Source organism: Paenarthrobacter sp. OM7, assembly GCF_029873575.1.
Taxonomy (GTDB): Bacteria; Actinomycetota; Actinomycetes; order Actinomycetales; family Micrococcaceae; genus Arthrobacter.
This window is the reverse complement of the sequence record NZ_CP123579.1, coordinates 129,684-143,782: the sequence shown is the minus strand read 5'-3', so window position 1 is coordinate 143,782 and position 14,099 is coordinate 129,684. Positions and strand designations below refer to the sequence as shown.

The 14,099-nt window shown below is 61.7% G+C and carries 13 protein-coding genes; 10 read left to right on the top strand and 3 right to left on the bottom strand.

Annotated elements, in window-relative coordinates; genetic code table 11:
* Nucleotides 1–3: 3 nt before the first annotated feature.
* A complete protein-coding gene (locus QEH68_RS00720) occupies nt 4–1,656 on the bottom strand; it encodes an ABC transporter substrate-binding protein (RefSeq protein ID WP_280625587.1) in 1,653 nt (550 codons plus the stop codon).
* Nucleotides 1,653–2,840, bottom strand: a complete 1,188-nt coding sequence (locus QEH68_RS00715) for a C45 family peptidase (RefSeq protein WP_207595684.1) — start codon at nt 2,838–2,840, stop codon at nt 1,653–1,655. Before QEH68_RS00715 ends, QEH68_RS00720 begins: the two co-directional genes overlap by 4 nt.
* A 149-nt stretch (nt 2,841–2,989) precedes the next feature.
* On the opposite strand from QEH68_RS00715, the gene QEH68_RS00710 reads away from it, so the two are divergent.
* The 6 genes from QEH68_RS00710 to QEH68_RS00685 all read left to right on the top strand — a co-directional run bounded on the left by QEH68_RS00710 (nt 2,990) and on the right by QEH68_RS00685 (nt 8,034).
* Entirely contained in the window at nt 2,990–3,838 is an 849-nt protein-coding gene (locus tag QEH68_RS00710; RefSeq protein WP_280625556.1) for a MurR/RpiR family transcriptional regulator, read from the top strand.
* Between the two features lie 2 nt (nt 3,839–3,840).
* On the top strand, nt 3,841–4,956 hold the full coding sequence (locus QEH68_RS00705) for a sensor histidine kinase (RefSeq protein ID WP_280625548.1): 1,116 nt from the start codon (nt 3,841–3,843) through the stop codon (nt 4,954–4,956).
* A complete protein-coding gene (locus QEH68_RS00700; RefSeq protein WP_280625543.1) occupies nt 4,953–5,606 on the top strand; it encodes a response regulator transcription factor in 654 nt (217 codons plus the stop codon). Before QEH68_RS00705 ends, QEH68_RS00700 begins: the two co-directional genes overlap by 4 nt.
* A 65-nt stretch (nt 5,607–5,671) precedes the next feature.
* Nucleotides 5,672–6,493: a hypothetical protein gene (locus tag QEH68_RS00695; RefSeq protein WP_280625541.1), complete on the top strand. Its 822-nt coding sequence runs from the start codon at nt 5,672–5,674 to the stop codon at nt 6,491–6,493.
* Nucleotides 6,494–6,523: 30 nt separating this feature from the next.
* The gene (locus QEH68_RS00690; RefSeq protein WP_207595679.1) at nt 6,524–7,240 is read left to right on the top strand and encodes an ATP-binding cassette domain-containing protein; all 717 of its coding nucleotides are present in this window, start codon (nt 6,524–6,526) and stop codon (nt 7,238–7,240) included.
* Nucleotides 7,237–8,034, top strand: coding sequence for a hypothetical protein (locus tag QEH68_RS00685; RefSeq protein WP_280625536.1), 798 nt, complete (start codon nt 7,237–7,239; stop codon nt 8,032–8,034). Before QEH68_RS00690 ends, QEH68_RS00685 begins: the two co-directional genes overlap by 4 nt.
* A gap of 68 nt (nt 8,035–8,102) precedes the next feature.
* Here the strand turns inward: QEH68_RS00685 and QEH68_RS00680 are convergent, their stop codons facing one another.
* The gene (locus tag QEH68_RS00680) at nt 8,103–8,909 is read right to left on the bottom strand and encodes an alpha/beta fold hydrolase (RefSeq protein WP_280625535.1); all 807 of its coding nucleotides are present in this window, start codon (nt 8,907–8,909) and stop codon (nt 8,103–8,105) included.
* A 325-nt stretch (nt 8,910–9,234) separates the two neighbouring features.
* Here QEH68_RS00680 and QEH68_RS00675 point away from each other — a divergent pair, with 325 nt between their 5' ends.
* From QEH68_RS00675 to QEH68_RS00660, 4 genes are all read left to right on the top strand, one after another.
* Entirely contained in the window at nt 9,235–10,551 is a 1,317-nt protein-coding gene (locus QEH68_RS00675) for an extracellular solute-binding protein (protein WP_280625533.1), read from the top strand.
* 63 nt (nt 10,552–10,614) lie between these two features.
* Nucleotides 10,615–11,700: a sugar ABC transporter permease gene (locus QEH68_RS00670; protein ID WP_280625530.1), complete on the top strand. Its 1,086-nt coding sequence runs from the start codon at nt 10,615–10,617 to the stop codon at nt 11,698–11,700.
* Nucleotides 11,697–12,599 carry a carbohydrate ABC transporter permease gene (locus QEH68_RS00665; RefSeq protein ID WP_280625528.1) on the top strand — a complete coding sequence of 301 codons (903 nt, stop codon included), beginning with the start codon at nt 11,697–11,699 and terminating at the stop codon, nt 12,597–12,599. Before QEH68_RS00670 ends, QEH68_RS00665 begins: the two co-directional genes overlap by 4 nt.
* A complete protein-coding gene (locus tag QEH68_RS00660) occupies nt 12,599–14,056 on the top strand; it encodes a GH1 family beta-glucosidase (protein ID WP_280625526.1) in 1,458 nt (485 codons plus the stop codon). The genes QEH68_RS00665 and QEH68_RS00660 overlap by 1 nt, the downstream gene beginning before the upstream one ends.
* Nucleotides 14,057–14,099 lie beyond the last annotated feature (43 nt).

Sequence of the window (14,099 nt, the reverse complement as noted above, 5' to 3'; positions counted from 1 at the left end):
GCGTCACTTCTTGCTGCTGCCGACGTCCGCGGCCCACGGGTAGTAAAGGAACGATGCCGACGACGGTGCTCCGGTGATGTCTTTCGCCATGGCGATGGTTGCGGGTGTGTGTGCCACAGGAATCCAGACCACGGCGTCGGTCCACTGCTTCTCCAGTTCGATGGCGAGCTTGGCGCGGGCGGCGTCGTCGGTGGTGGCCTGGGCTTCCTTGACCTTGTTGTCGTAGCCCTCGCCGGTGAATTTCACAAAGTTCACCCGGGCCGTGGAGGCCCCGTTTTTGTAGAAGCCCACGGGGTCGTTCTTGGAGATGTAGTACTCGTCCGAGAAGAGGTCTGCTTGTGCACGCAGGGATGCGTCCGAGTAAAAGTCGCCGTATTGCTGGCGCGGGATGGTGACGATTTCGGCCGTCAGCCCGATCTTCTGCGCTGCTTCAACCAGTGCGCTGGAGATGACGTTCCTGATGGAGTCGCCGCTGTTGGCAACAACGATCGGTTCCGCGGGCACGCCGGCTTCCTGCACCAGTTTCTTCGCCTTCTCCAGGTCTTCCTCGGACGGCTGCGCGGGTGCGCCGGTCAATGCTTCGTAGGCGCTGCTGAACGTGGGCTCTTCGTAGCCCCAAGCGCCCGGACCCACCGGCGTCTTCCAGGGTTTGGCCAGCCCGCCAAATGCTGCCTGGGCTACACCCTGCCGGTTGAGGGCCAGCGACAATGCCTGCCTGATCCGCTCGTCCTTCAAAGCTCCGCGCTCGGTGGCTATGAGCGACCAGACGTTGGTGGACGGCCCTTGGGCGATCTGGACCTTGTCGCTCTTCTGCAGCGGTCCGGCCGTGGCAGGGCTGTCCAAGTAGGCACCTTGGGCTTCGCCGCTGGTCAAGGCATTCACGATCGCATTGTCGTCAGCCCAGCGGAAAGTCACGGCGCTGGTCAGGGAAGCGTTGTCAGCGTCCCAGTAGTCAGCGGCCTTGGTGAGGGTGATGTTGGAACCTGCCGACCACTTCTCGAGTTTGAGGGGACCTGAGCAGGCGTCAGGAGCCGACGGCGACCCGAAGTTGGCGCCTTGGGCTTCAACAACCTTGCGGTTCAGGACGATACCGCCGTTACCGGCCATGGCCTGGAGGAAGATGGCGTCGCGTTGCTTGAGGGTGACGGTGATCTGGTTTTCGCCCGTCTTGGCCATGTCGGTGACGTTGGCGTATTCGTCTGATTCGTCGGCGCCCTTTGCTGCATGCCGCTGCATGCTCCAGAGCACGTCATCGGCGGTCATTGGAGTGCCGTCGTGGAATGTCACGTCCTTCCGGAGCGTAAACACCACCGTGGTGTCCGAGGTCCATTCGGCGCTCTCTGCCAGATGAGGCGTGGTGGTCAGGTCTGACTGGAGTTTCATCAGGCGTTCGCAGACGTTGGACATGATGGTGTTCTCGGCCGTACCGCTGTCCTTGTCCAGATCGAACGTTGCCGGCTCCTGGGTGATCATCCACGTGAACGAGTCGATCGGGCCTGCAGCTTCAGAGGTGGTGGGGCCGAAGGAAACATCGGTGGGGGTGCCCTGGGCTTGCGGACCTGCCGCGTTGCAGGCACTGATCGCCAGAGTGAAGGCGGCTGCACCGGCGATCACGCCGGTCCGGGCAAAAGGCTTGAATCTATCGTTGCGTTTCACAGTGATACCTCTGCAATGGTGGGGTTGAGGGAGTCGTGGGCGGAACCGGGCCCGTCGTAGAGGTTCCAGGGCATTTGTTCGTAGTGGTGGTCGCACGGGGTTCCGTTGGTGACCAGGTAGTCACCGCTTGTGAGGTCAACACAGCTTGAGAGCAACGTGGACCACTGTCGGACACGGGGGCGGCGCTCGTCAGGGTGGGTGCACACGGATTCGGGGTAACCCAGGTGGTCCGACATCGCTGACTTGATAAGTTCGCGGGAGTGCACGGTGCTTGTGGCGGTGCGGACCCGTTCCAGCCCCCGTCGCGCTTGTGGAACCCGGAAGAGGGAATCCACGGAGACCGGACGGTAGGTGGCCGCCAGTTGTACTGGCATGAAAGCTTCGTAGTGGTTTCCGTGCACCAGCACCCCGGATGTGTCCGGGTACATCCAACCGTTGCTTCCCGGGGTGGTTTCCACGTCAATGGAGAATCCGGAGCGGTGGGACAGCACGGCGTTGCTGGCGATGTGGGGCTTCTGGCGGAAGAGCGTGTTCAACGCATCCGGAAGTTCTGATTGATCCAACACCATGCGCCGGATGAAGGTCTGCGGCATCCCGAGTTCGTCGTTGAACCGGCCACCCAATCCGTTGGCGTTGAGGGCAATGCCGGCGGAGTTCGCTCCGTGCCGGCCAATCTGGCCTGCCTCAACCTGCATGATCAGCGTGGGCTTGGGGTCCTGAATAACCCGCAGGATCATCACGGTGTCCTGTGCGCCGTGGCGCCAATCCCAGTTTTGGCCGACGTACATGTGGCCATCACCGGATGCACCATCGGTCAGTACAAAGGAAGTGCACCCGTCCACGTTGTCGCGCTCTTCGGGTTCAGGCGCCTTGGCGAAGCCAGCGTCGTAGATGATTTCACCGCGAAGGTTCAGCACCATGATGTCCAGGACGTCCCGGCCACTGCCTTCGGCGATGCCACGCATTTCCGTGACCAGATCCGGCGCAGTGTCAGTGCACAGCCCCATCCAGCGCTCGGCCCGCCCGCGCAGTTGCTCCCAGGTCAGTCCCGTCTGCTGTTGGAACGCTTCGGTGTAAAAATCGATGGCTTTGGTGATCAGGTCTGCGGCAGCGTTTCCGTACTGCCTCCCCCGCTCCAAGGGAGGTCCGGAGATCTCCACGATCCGCAAGGATGTGTTGCTCATATCCGTAGGGCCTTTCATTCGGTTGGGGCTCACTGTCATCCGCGGCGGGAAGGGGTATCTTTGGAACAACCGTTACAAGTGAGGGCTTCTTTAGAATGAACAATACATCCAATGTGACTTCTGTAACAGACGTTACGAAAAATCGGGGCATGATTAACCTGCGTGGTCGTGTCCGCGAGCATTGGGACAAGCTCTCCAAGGCCGAGCGGACAGTGAGCACGTTCCTCACCAACAGCTCTCCCGAGCGTCTTCTCTACGCGAGCGCGCAGGAGCTCGGCGCCGAGAGTGGGACCAGCAGCGCCACGGTGGTCCGAACGGTTCAGTCGCTGGAATACTCCGGATTGCAGGAACTCAAAAGAGACATCGCCACCCCCTTCACCTCAACGGTGGCGCCGGAAGTTCGCATGCAACAGCGCATCGACCACATGGGTGCCAGCATCGAAGACATCTGGCACAACGTGTGGTCCGAGGCCAAGGACAGGCTGGAACTCGCCTCCAGCGCCGACCCGGCGGAGGCGATCGCTCCCGCCGTCGAACTCCTCATGAGAGGTTCCACGATTGTCAGTTACGGTGTGGGCGCGTCCGGAATTGCCGCCCTCAACCTGGCCCTGCGCTGTAACAGGATCGGCCGGCGGGCCAGGTGCATCTCCAGCGACGGCTTCCGGCTCGCGGATGATTTGCTCCAACTTGGGAGCCAGGATGTGGTGGTCGTCTTCGCGCCGGGACGTGTAACGGTCGACGTCGAGGTGCTGCTGAAGCGAGCACGTTCAGTTGGTGCGTCCACCGTTCTACTGACGGACGAACCCGACTCTGCCCTGCACAACCTGTCCGACGCCGTGATCCTCGCTCCACACACACCCACCGGCATGACCACTGAGGCGTTGCCATCGATTGTGCTCAGTGATGTCCTGGTTCAGGCGCTGGTGTCCGTTGACCACGAGCAAGCTGTGGAGTCGTCGCACCAACTCACGGCGTTGCGGGAGCAGTTGGGGTACTGACTGTGACTCAGACCCGCTCTTCCGTTTTCCGCAGGACGATCGCCCCCGCCCTGCTGAACGGATTGATCGGCCTCATTGTGGTGGCGGGGCTTTGGATCACCGTTGCTCCCCCGGAACCACCTGGCAGGCCTGTTCAACTGGTCCTTGGCGCACTGCTTGTCCTGGGTCTCTGCCTTCGGTCACGGTTTCCTTGGCTTGCAGCCGTGTGGACCGGCGTTGTGACGGCGGTGGGATGGGCCTTCGGAATGACGGAGGATCCTTTCCTGGTCACCGGGTTCTGTCTCTACGTCGCCGCGGAGCGATTCGGCACCCGCTTGTTTCCCACGTGGCTGGTCGCGCTGGAAGTTCTTCTGTTCGCATGGTTGCTTCTGGTGTCCGCCGAGGGCGCCGAAGCGAGCATTCGGGGGGTCATCCTGGGCGCTGTCATCATCGGTGCGGCATGGGTCCTGGGCATCCGCACTCAACGCATGCGGTACGAGACCGAGCGCAATGCCCGGGCTCAGGAAAGGCTCCGCCTCGCCCGCGATATCCACGATGTTCTGTCCCACACCCTGGGAGGGATCGGAGTGCGGGCCGGCGTCGTAGCGCATGTGAAATCATCCACCACCGACGATCTACGGTCCGCCTTGCAAGGAATTGAGTCCGATGCCCGGGATGCGTTGGGTGAATTGCACGTCCTGATGCTTCAGGAACGTGATGAAACTGCTGATGAGACCCCACCGGGAAGACTCGTGGAATTGGTGCAGGAACTCTCCCGGCCGGCCATACGGGCCGGCATATCAGTCCACATCGACGCCGATCAAGGCGCCGGGGATCTTCCCGCTGCGCAGCGAACCACGGCTTACCGCATCATTCAGGAAGCCCTCACCAACGTGATCCGTCATTCCGGAGCACAAACCTGCCGGATCACTATCAGGACCGAGGGCGACCACCTGAGAATCATCATCCTCGACGACGGCCCGGGGGCAGCTTTGGCTTCCAAGAACGGTCACGGACTCACAGGAATGCGTGAACGGGCTCAGTTATTGGGAGGAACCTTCGACGCAGGACGGGATGCCAGTGGATACCGCGTGGCTGTTTCACTGCCGGGAACTGCAGGGAGGGTGGAAACCCGATGAATGAGATCAGTGTTCTCATCGCAGACGACGATGCTCACATCAGGACGTCACTGCGCTTATTGATCGGCGATGAACCGGACATGACCGTCTCCGCCGTGGTTGCCGACGGTGCAGAGGCAGTGGAAGCCATCATCCAGCATCAACCCGACGTAGCGCTGATGGATGTTCGAATGCCTCGAATGACCGGGCTTGAGGCTGCAGGCATTCTGGCCTCCCGGAAGTCACGCACCCGGCTGGTTATGCTGACCACCTTCGATCTGGACGACTACGTCTACCAAGCACTCCGCCACGGAGCATCAGGGTTCCTCCTGAAGAACGCCCCTCTGCCGGACATCCTCAAGGCAATCCGTACCGCCCATGAAGGGAACGCCCTACTCGCCCCGGAGATCACCCGCCGTCTCATAGACCGCTTCACCCTGCGCCCGGCCGCACACGACCGTATCAGCGGACTGACCGTCCGCGAACGCGAAACCTTGACCCTCATCGGACAAGGCGCATCCAACAACGAGATTGCGGCCGCCTTGTTCCTCACGCGAACCACTGTGCGGACTTACGTGAGTCGAATCCTCACGAAACTAGGCGCACGGGATCGGGCCCAACTCGTTGTCATCGCCTACGAGGGCGGACTGGTGGGTCCTTCGACCGTCTAAGTGGGTGCCACGACTGTCGACACCTGCAGACAGACAAGTAGTGCTGAGCCGGATTGACTTGAGTTATGCCAGCATCTTCCATAGCGACCTTCGGCGTGCGGCCGGGGTCACGAACCACCATGGCCCGCGCCGTCAGGGCCGAAACCACCAAGCTCCTCACCCTGCGGCTTTGCCTCAACACCATGGTTGGAACTGTCATGCTGACAGTGCTTCTGTCCTGGGTACTAACGAACCTCATCGCGGCCGCACATAGGGCTGGCAGGCCGGAAGAGGCAGCCGGACTCTTAGGAGGAACCGCTTTTCTGGTCATCCTTCACCACGGGCAGATCGGGGTAATTCTCCTTGCGGCATGGTCGATGCACCAGGAATCGGACAGCGGTTCTCTCCGAAGCACCTTAATCAGCCTCCCGCAGCGAAGCGCCGTGTTGGCAGCCAAAGCAGTCGTGGTCGTCGCCGCTGCATTTATCACGGCTGTCCTGAGCGTGTTCGGGTCGGCAGGGATTCGTTGCGTGGCCATCGACTGCACAGCCGAAAGCAGCCAGATAGCAGCGACTCCACAAGCCACATCCGGAGTCCTTTGGGGCGTGATCCTTTACTGGGTCCTCATCGCCGTATTCACCTACGCATTGTCGGTGGTCCTGCGCAGCGGATTGGCGGCCATGGGCACGGTCTTGGCGATGGCCCTCATTGTCTCCACCTACCTGGTGAACATCACACCCCTTGCCAAGTTTCTGCCGGATCAGGCGGGAGCCCAGCTCTACCAGCTTCCGCCTCCTACGCCGGGCGACTTAGGGCCCGCGACGGGTGGGGTGGTCCTCGCGGTTTGGGTGGCCGCAGCGCTGATCACCGCGCATCTTCTGTTTCGCCGCCAGCCGGTTCGCCGCTAAGTGACATCGACTACCCAAGGAGACCAGACAATGATCGAGATCAAGAATTTGAGCAAGAAATACGGGCAGTCGGACGGAATCATCGACGTCTCGCTGACGGCCGAGCCCGGGAAAGTCACCGCCTTCCTCGGTCCGAACGGCGCCGGCAAGTCCACAACTTTTCGGCTGCTTCTAGGCCTCGACCGGGCGGACAGCGGGTCCGCTCTCATTGAAGGAAAGCCCTACCAGGACCTCACCGCTCCCCTGTGGACGGTGGGAGCCCAGCTCGATGGCTCAGGAGCCCACAAGGGCCGCACGGCAAAGGCCCATCTCATCTGGATGGCTCAATCCAACGGCATTCCGCTTTCCAGGATCCGTGAAGTTCTGGAGCTCGTCGGGCTTTCGGACGCCGCCCGGAAGCGCGTGGGAGCCTACTCACTGGGTATGGGCCAGAGACTCGGAATCGCCGCGGCCCTCCTCGGCGATCCGCACGTTATTGTTCTTGATGAACCCACTAACGGCCTGGACCCGGAAGGAATCCGCTGGATCCGTGAACTGCTCCGAACCCTCGCCGCCAACGGTAAGACGGTCCTTATCTCCAGCCATCTCATCAATGAGGTGCAGCACGTCGCTGACCACATCGTCGTCATTTCCGGTGGCCGCATTGTTCAATCCGGAAACGCCAGCGATCTGGTAGCAGGTCACCACGACCTGGAAGCCGCCTACTTCGATTGGACCGGCAATGCGACCAAAGGAAACGCCGCATGAGTTCACTCGTGGCCACCGCCAGTAAACCCAGCCTGTTCCGTGCCGAACTCACAAAACTCATCACTTTAAGGTCTCTGTGGATCACCGCAGCCCTGACGTGGCTCATCGTCGTCCTCATCGGGTGGTCCCAAGCGGGGCCGGTTGGGGACGCGCTCCGAACCAATGACCCGGGGCTGGCTCCTGGCGCGAGTCCGGAAACGGTCGGCTTCGATTGGGTTGCCCTGGGACTGATTGGAATCATTGTTATTGGCGTCATTTCCGCATCAAGTGAGTACGTGTCGGGCCAACTACGGACCAGCCTGGTGGCAGTGCCGAACCGCGAGCGCCTGTATTTGGCCAAGTGCGCTGCGTTGACAGTGTTCGTCACACTGCTGGGTGTTGTGACCATCCCGCTGTTGAGCGTGCTGTCTCAATCCGGACTTGGGGAGCTTTCCGTGATCAACGGGACCATTCCGGCAAGCCTTATTCTCCGTTGGGTCGGTGCCATAGCTTTCTGGGATGCCATAGCCCTCATAGGTTTCGCCCTTGGCGTCTTGCTCAAGCAGACGCTGATCCCGCTGTTTACTCTCATTGTGGTGTCACAACTGTCGCTGATGTTGCTCCTGCTGACTCCGGCCTTTGCCTATCTCCCCACCGTGGCCGGGGTTCTGCTGTTCGACCCAGGCTTGGTTACAGGGTCCTACCCGGACGCGGACCTGGGTACTCTCACCGCAGCGATAGTAACGTTCACCTGGACGGCCGGCCTCGTAGCCTTTGCAGGATTCAAGTTCAGCACGCGTGATGTCCGTGGCTAGCTGAACCACGACGGCGGTCCTCACCGAATGCTCGGGCGAGGACCGCCGTCGTGGTTAAGCTGAAGGCGTCAGTCCGCGGCCTCGCGTCCCATGGACCTTTCCACCCGGCCAAGCCACTCCCAAAGGAGGGCAGCCGTTAGCTCCGGCTGGTCCAGGTGCGCGTTGTGACCCGCTCGATCCAGGACGGCGGTGGTGGACTGTGCATAGCTGCGCGCCAGCGCAGTCTGGTCCTCAAACCCCACCACATGGTCCTGACGACCGGCGAGAATCAGCGCGGGTCCTTGAAAGTTGGCGAAGCGACTTTCCGGCTCGGCACGGAGTGTGTAGTTGCTCGAGATCCGTTGGATCGCGGCTTGATCGAATACGCGAAACCCCGGCAGGGCCGCGTCTCGGAAAAGAAACCAATTCTCGGGAGATTGGACCACGGCCATGGTCTCATAGTCGGCCGCGTCCGCGGGTTCCAAGGCCGCTAACAAGATCGGGTCTGTTTGGAGCACTATCTTGGCAGGCAGGGTTCGGGAACCGTGATCCGCAACGACCACTGGGCAGAGGAGCGCCAGGCCCAGTACCTGTTCCCCGAATTCGGCCACCAGGTGACGGGCGATCATGCCACCGAAGGAGTTTCCGAGGACAGCGAACCTTTCGGCACCGAAGGTCTTCCGGGCAAAGGAGACAACCGCTTCGGCCACGGCATCCGCGCTATCGATCTCGGGTCCTGCCGCGGATTGGCCCATGCCCGGCAAGTCCACATAGACCCGCCGCCACTGACCGTGAGCATCGAACACGGGGTCGAGCCCCAACAAAAGGCGGTGATCAACGCAGAATCCGTGGATGATCAGGATTGGGGTTCCCGCCCCATAGTCAACAGAATGCACCCTTGAACGCTAACACCGTCAGAGCTCGAGCCTGGCAGCACCATTACCTTTGCTCGCACCAATCAGACCCTTCGGGATTGTTGGCGGGAAGCACCCACCGAGGGGTGAGCTTTCGGCAATAAGAACCCCCCATAACCCCGAGAGCTAACCCCTCGGCAGCATGAGAGCTCACCCCTCGGCGGCACCGACGCACGAAGACACAGAACCAACTCCAGAGAGCGCTCTCTTGACGTACGTGACTTGCAGCACATACATTGGTCCCACATCCCAGAGAGCGCTCTCTCGCCATAGGCGTACGGTCGCTCGAACACACAAAGGAGTGATCGTGGAGTTTTCGCGACTAAGGAAATTCACTGCCATGGCGGGCGTAGCCTCTCTTGCCCTCGTGGCGGCCGGCTGCAGCGGCGGAGGCGACAAAGCGGCGAGCGCAGACAATCCCGTCACGCTGACCGTGACCACCTTCGGCACTTTCGGATACGACGACCTGTACGCCGAATATGAGAAGCAGAACCCCGGAGTCACCATCGAGGCCACCAACATCGATCGCGGTTCCAACGCCCGGACCGATGCGTTCACTAAGCTGGCCGCCGGCTCCGGACTCAGCGACGTCACGGCCATCGAGGAGGGCTGGCTCGGCTCCATTATGGAGGTTTCGGACCAGTTTGTGGACCTCAAGGAGCACGGCGCCGAGGACATCAAGGGCAACTGGGTGGACTGGAAGTTCAAGCAGGGCACAGACCCCAATGGTCGTGTGATCGGTTATGGCACTGACATCGGACCGCAGGCCCTGTGCTTCAACGGCAAGCTCTTCGAGGCAGCAGGCCTGCCGAGCGACCGTGAGAAGGTCGCGGAATTGTTCGGCGGCAAGGACGCAAGCTGGGAAACGTACTTCAAGCTCGGCCGCCAGTACAAAGAGGCCACAGGCAAGGCCTGGTATGACCAGTCCGGCTTCGTCTGGAACTCCATGGTCAACCAGATGGACGAGGGTTACTACACCAAGGACGGCAAGCTGAACGTCGAGGGCAACAAGGAAATGCGGGCGAAGTTCGACATGCTCGCTGCCGGCACTGCCGATGGCCTGTCCTCCAACCAGACCCAGTTCGACTGGGGTAACGGCAAGGCATTCGTGGACGGCTCCTTCGCCACGCACGTTTGCCCGGCATGGATGCTCGGCACCATCAAGGGCCAACTCGAGTCAGCAGGCGGAGGGGCAGCCAGCGGCTGGGACGTAGCCGACGTCTTCCCCGGCGGTGCTTCCAACTGGGGCGGCGCTTTCCTCTCGGTCCCCAAGAGCTCCAAGCACCCCGCTGAAGCAGCCAAGCTGGCAGCATGGCTGACCGCACCTGAACAGCAGATCAAGCAGTCCGCTGCAGCGAACAACTTCCCGAGCACCCTCGAAGCACAGGCGAAGATCGTGGAAGCAGCAAAGCCGAACGAACTGTTCAACAACGCTCCCTACGGCGCCATCTTTGAGTCCCGCGCAGAAGGTGTCATCGCCCAGTTCAAGGGTCCGGATGACTCTGTGATCCAGGAAAACGTCTTCGGACCCGCCCTCAAGATGCTCGATTCGGGCAAGGGCAACGCCGATCAAGCCTGGAATGAAGCCGTCAAGCTCCTCAACGACCTCGTGGTCAACAACTAGCAGCACCCGGCCGTGGGGCCTCCGGGAAACCGGAGGCCCCCTCACAGAGTCTGAGACCCGACCATGACCACCACCTTGAACCGCCCGGCCGCCGGTAGAACGGCTGCCACCAAACCGAAACCGTCGTTCCGGCAGCGCCTCAACGTCCTCGACATGAAGGCGTCCCCGTACCTCTACATCGCCCCGTTTTTCATCCTGTTTGCCCTGGTAGGCCTCTTTCCCCTGGGCTACACCTTCTTCGTCTCCCTCTTCGACTGGCACCTGCTCAAAGGCCAGGGCGAATTCGTGGGATTCCAGAACTTCGCTGAGGTTCTTCAAGACAGGTTCTTCTGGAATTCCCTGTTCAACACTGTCAGCATCTTCCTGATTTCCACCATCCCCCAGCTGATCATGGCCACCATCATCGCCGCGGTGCTGGACCAGAACCTGCGCGCCAAGACCTTCTGGCGCATGAGCATCCTGCTCCCCTACGTTGTGACTCCCGTGGCGGTCGCCATGATCTTCACCAACATGTTCGGCGAGCAGTACGGCCTCATCAACAACATCCTGTCCAGCTTCGGCATCGATCCCATCATGTGGAAGAACGACACCCTTCCCAGCCACATCGCCATCGCCACCATGGTGAACTGGCGCTGGACCGGCTACAACGCGCTCATCCTCTTGGCCGCCATGCAGTCAGTACCGCGCGATATCTACGAATCCGCAGCAATCGACGGCGCCGGCTCCGTCCGCCGCTTCTTCAGCATCACGCTGCCGAGCATCCGGCCCACCATGGTGTTCGTCATTGTCACGGCCACCATCGGCGGGCTGCAGATCTTTACCGAGCCAAGGCTCTTCGATCCCGTAGCAGCCGGCGGAACGGCACGCCAGTTCCAGACCACTGTGCTGTACCTGTGGGAGATGGCTTTCCAGCGGCAGAACTTCGGCAAGGCTTCCACCATCGCCTGGCTCCTGTTTCTGATCATCCTGCTTTTCGGCATCGTGAACTGGCTGATCTCACGCCGTATCGCCACCAATGGCGATGATCGCGGAGCAGCCAGTCGCCGCCGTCGGAAGCGTTCCTCCGCTGCGAATACAAAAGCGGACGACGCCGGCCTCACCGCCCAGGCGGCAGCGGCACCAGACTCAACCCCGAGGAGCGGGAAATGACCCTCACGCAAAACCGGCCACAAACCCCGGCTCCGCAGCAGACCTCCCGAGCCCTGACCGCTAGGAAAGCACTCTTTGGCAACGGCCGGCGGCCCGGCTTCCTCACCTATGGGTTGCTGCTGGCGTTCTTCCTGGCCTCCGCCTACCCGCTGTGGTGGTCCGTGATCATCGGCAGCCGCTCCAACGAAGCCCTCGGGGAGACCTGGCCGCCGCTGTTCCCTGGTGGCAACTTCTGGACCAACGTTGGGGAGGTCTTCGACACCGTCCCATTCTGGCTGGCGCTCGGCAACAGCGTCCTGATCTCGGGCATCATCACCGTCTCGGTGGTGGGCTTCTCAACCCTTGCCGGATACGCGTTCGCCAAGCTGCGCTTCCGCGGCCGGAACTGGCTGATGGTTGCGGTGATCGCCACCATGGCCATCCCTACGCAGCTCGGCATCATCCCGCTGTTCATGCTGATGCGCACGCTGGGCTGGACAGGTGAGATCGGCGCCGTCGTGATCCCTACCCTGGTCACAGCGTTCGGTGTCTTCTTCATGCGCCAGTACTTGGTGGACGTGATCCCGGACGAGCTCATCGAGTCGGCACGTATGGATGGCGCGTCCATGATCTCCACCTTTTGGCATGTTGCACTGCCGGCCGCGCGTCCGGCCATGGCAATCCTGGGCCTCTTCACGTTCATGACGGCATGGACTGATTTCCTCTGGCCCCTGCTGGTGCTCGACGCCGGCAACCCCACCTTGCAGACGGCGCTCAGCCAACTGCAGTCGGCCCGTTACGTGGACTATTCGATCGTCCTGGCCGGCGCCGTCATGGCAACACTTCCGCTGCTGGCACTCTTCGTCCTGGCGGGCCGTCAACTTATTTCCGGAATCATGCAAGGAGCAGTGAAGGGCTAATGCCATTCGAAGCAACAAACCACCCAGCGGTCACCCCCTTTAACAGGGAGTGGCCCAAGGGCTTCCTCTGGGGCTCGGCCACCGCCGCAGCCCAGGTGGAAGGCGCCAGCCACGAGGGCGGCAAGGAAGATTCCGTGTGGGATGCTTTCGCCCGTATTCCGGGTGCCATTGCCAACGGCGAGACGCTGAAGGACGCGGTGCAGCACTACCACCGCATGCCCCAGGACGTCAGGATCATGAAGGAGCTGGGCCTGGATTCCTACCGGTTCTCCACCAGCTGGTCCCGTGTCCGGCCTGGCGGCCGTTCCGCGAACGCCGTCGGCCTGGACTTCTACTCCCGCTTGGTGGATGAGCTGCTCGACGCCGGCATCCTCCCTTGGTTGACCCTTTACCACTGGGACCTCCCGCAGGCGCTGGAGGAGAAGGGCGGCTGGGCCAACCGCGACACCGCCTACCGCTTCGTCGACTATGCGAACGATGTCTATTCAGCACTGGGTGACCGTGTTCAGCACTGGACTACGTTCAACGAACCGTTCTGCTCCTCACTCCTGGGCTATGCGGCCGGCGTTCACGCTCCCGGCCGTCAAGAGCCGGAAGCAGCCGTCGCAGCGATCCACCACCAGCACCTCGCCCACGGCCTGGCGGTCAACGAGCTGCGGAGCCGCGGCGCCCAGCAGTTGGGGATCACGCTCAACCTCAGCAACTCCATCCCGCGGGATCCTTCCGATCCCGTAGACCTCGACGCCGCGCGCCGGTTCGATTCGCTGCAGAACAGGATCTTCCTTGATCCGATCCTCCGTGGCGTTTACCCGGAGGACACGCTCAACGACCTTGAGCAGTTCGGCATCCGGGACGTCATCAAGCCCGGCGACCTGGAGATCATCGGCGCTCCCATCGATTTCCTGGGCGTCAACCACTACCACGATGACCTCATCAGTGGTCACCCCACTGATGAACACGGCGACGGCCACTCGGGCGGCGCAACCCGCCCGACGTCGTCGTGCTGGATCGGTTCGGAGGACATCGCATTCCCCAGCCGCGGCCTGCCGCGCACTGCCATGAACTGGGAGGTCAACCCGGACGGACTTCGGAAGCTCCTGGTGCGTCTTGGCGAGGAATACCCCACGCTGCCCCCGCTGTACATCACCGAAAACGGTGCCGCTTACGACGACGTCGTCACTCCTGACGGGGCGGTCCATGATGCCGAGCGGACCCAGTTCGTGCTGGATCACATCACGGCCGTGGGCGAGGCACTGGACCAGGGCGCCGATGTGCGCGGCTACTTTGTGTGGTCACTCCTGGACAACTTTGAGTGGTCCTGGGGTTACGGCAAACGCTTCGGGGTGGTTCGCGTGGATTACGACACCTTTGAGCGCACGGTGAAGGACAGCGGACTGGCTTATTCCCGGGTCATCGCCTCAGCCAAGGCTTCTGCCACGGCCACAGTGAACGCCTAAAGTAGCCTTCAGAGGCATACTTTTTCTTACGTTCCGGAGATGA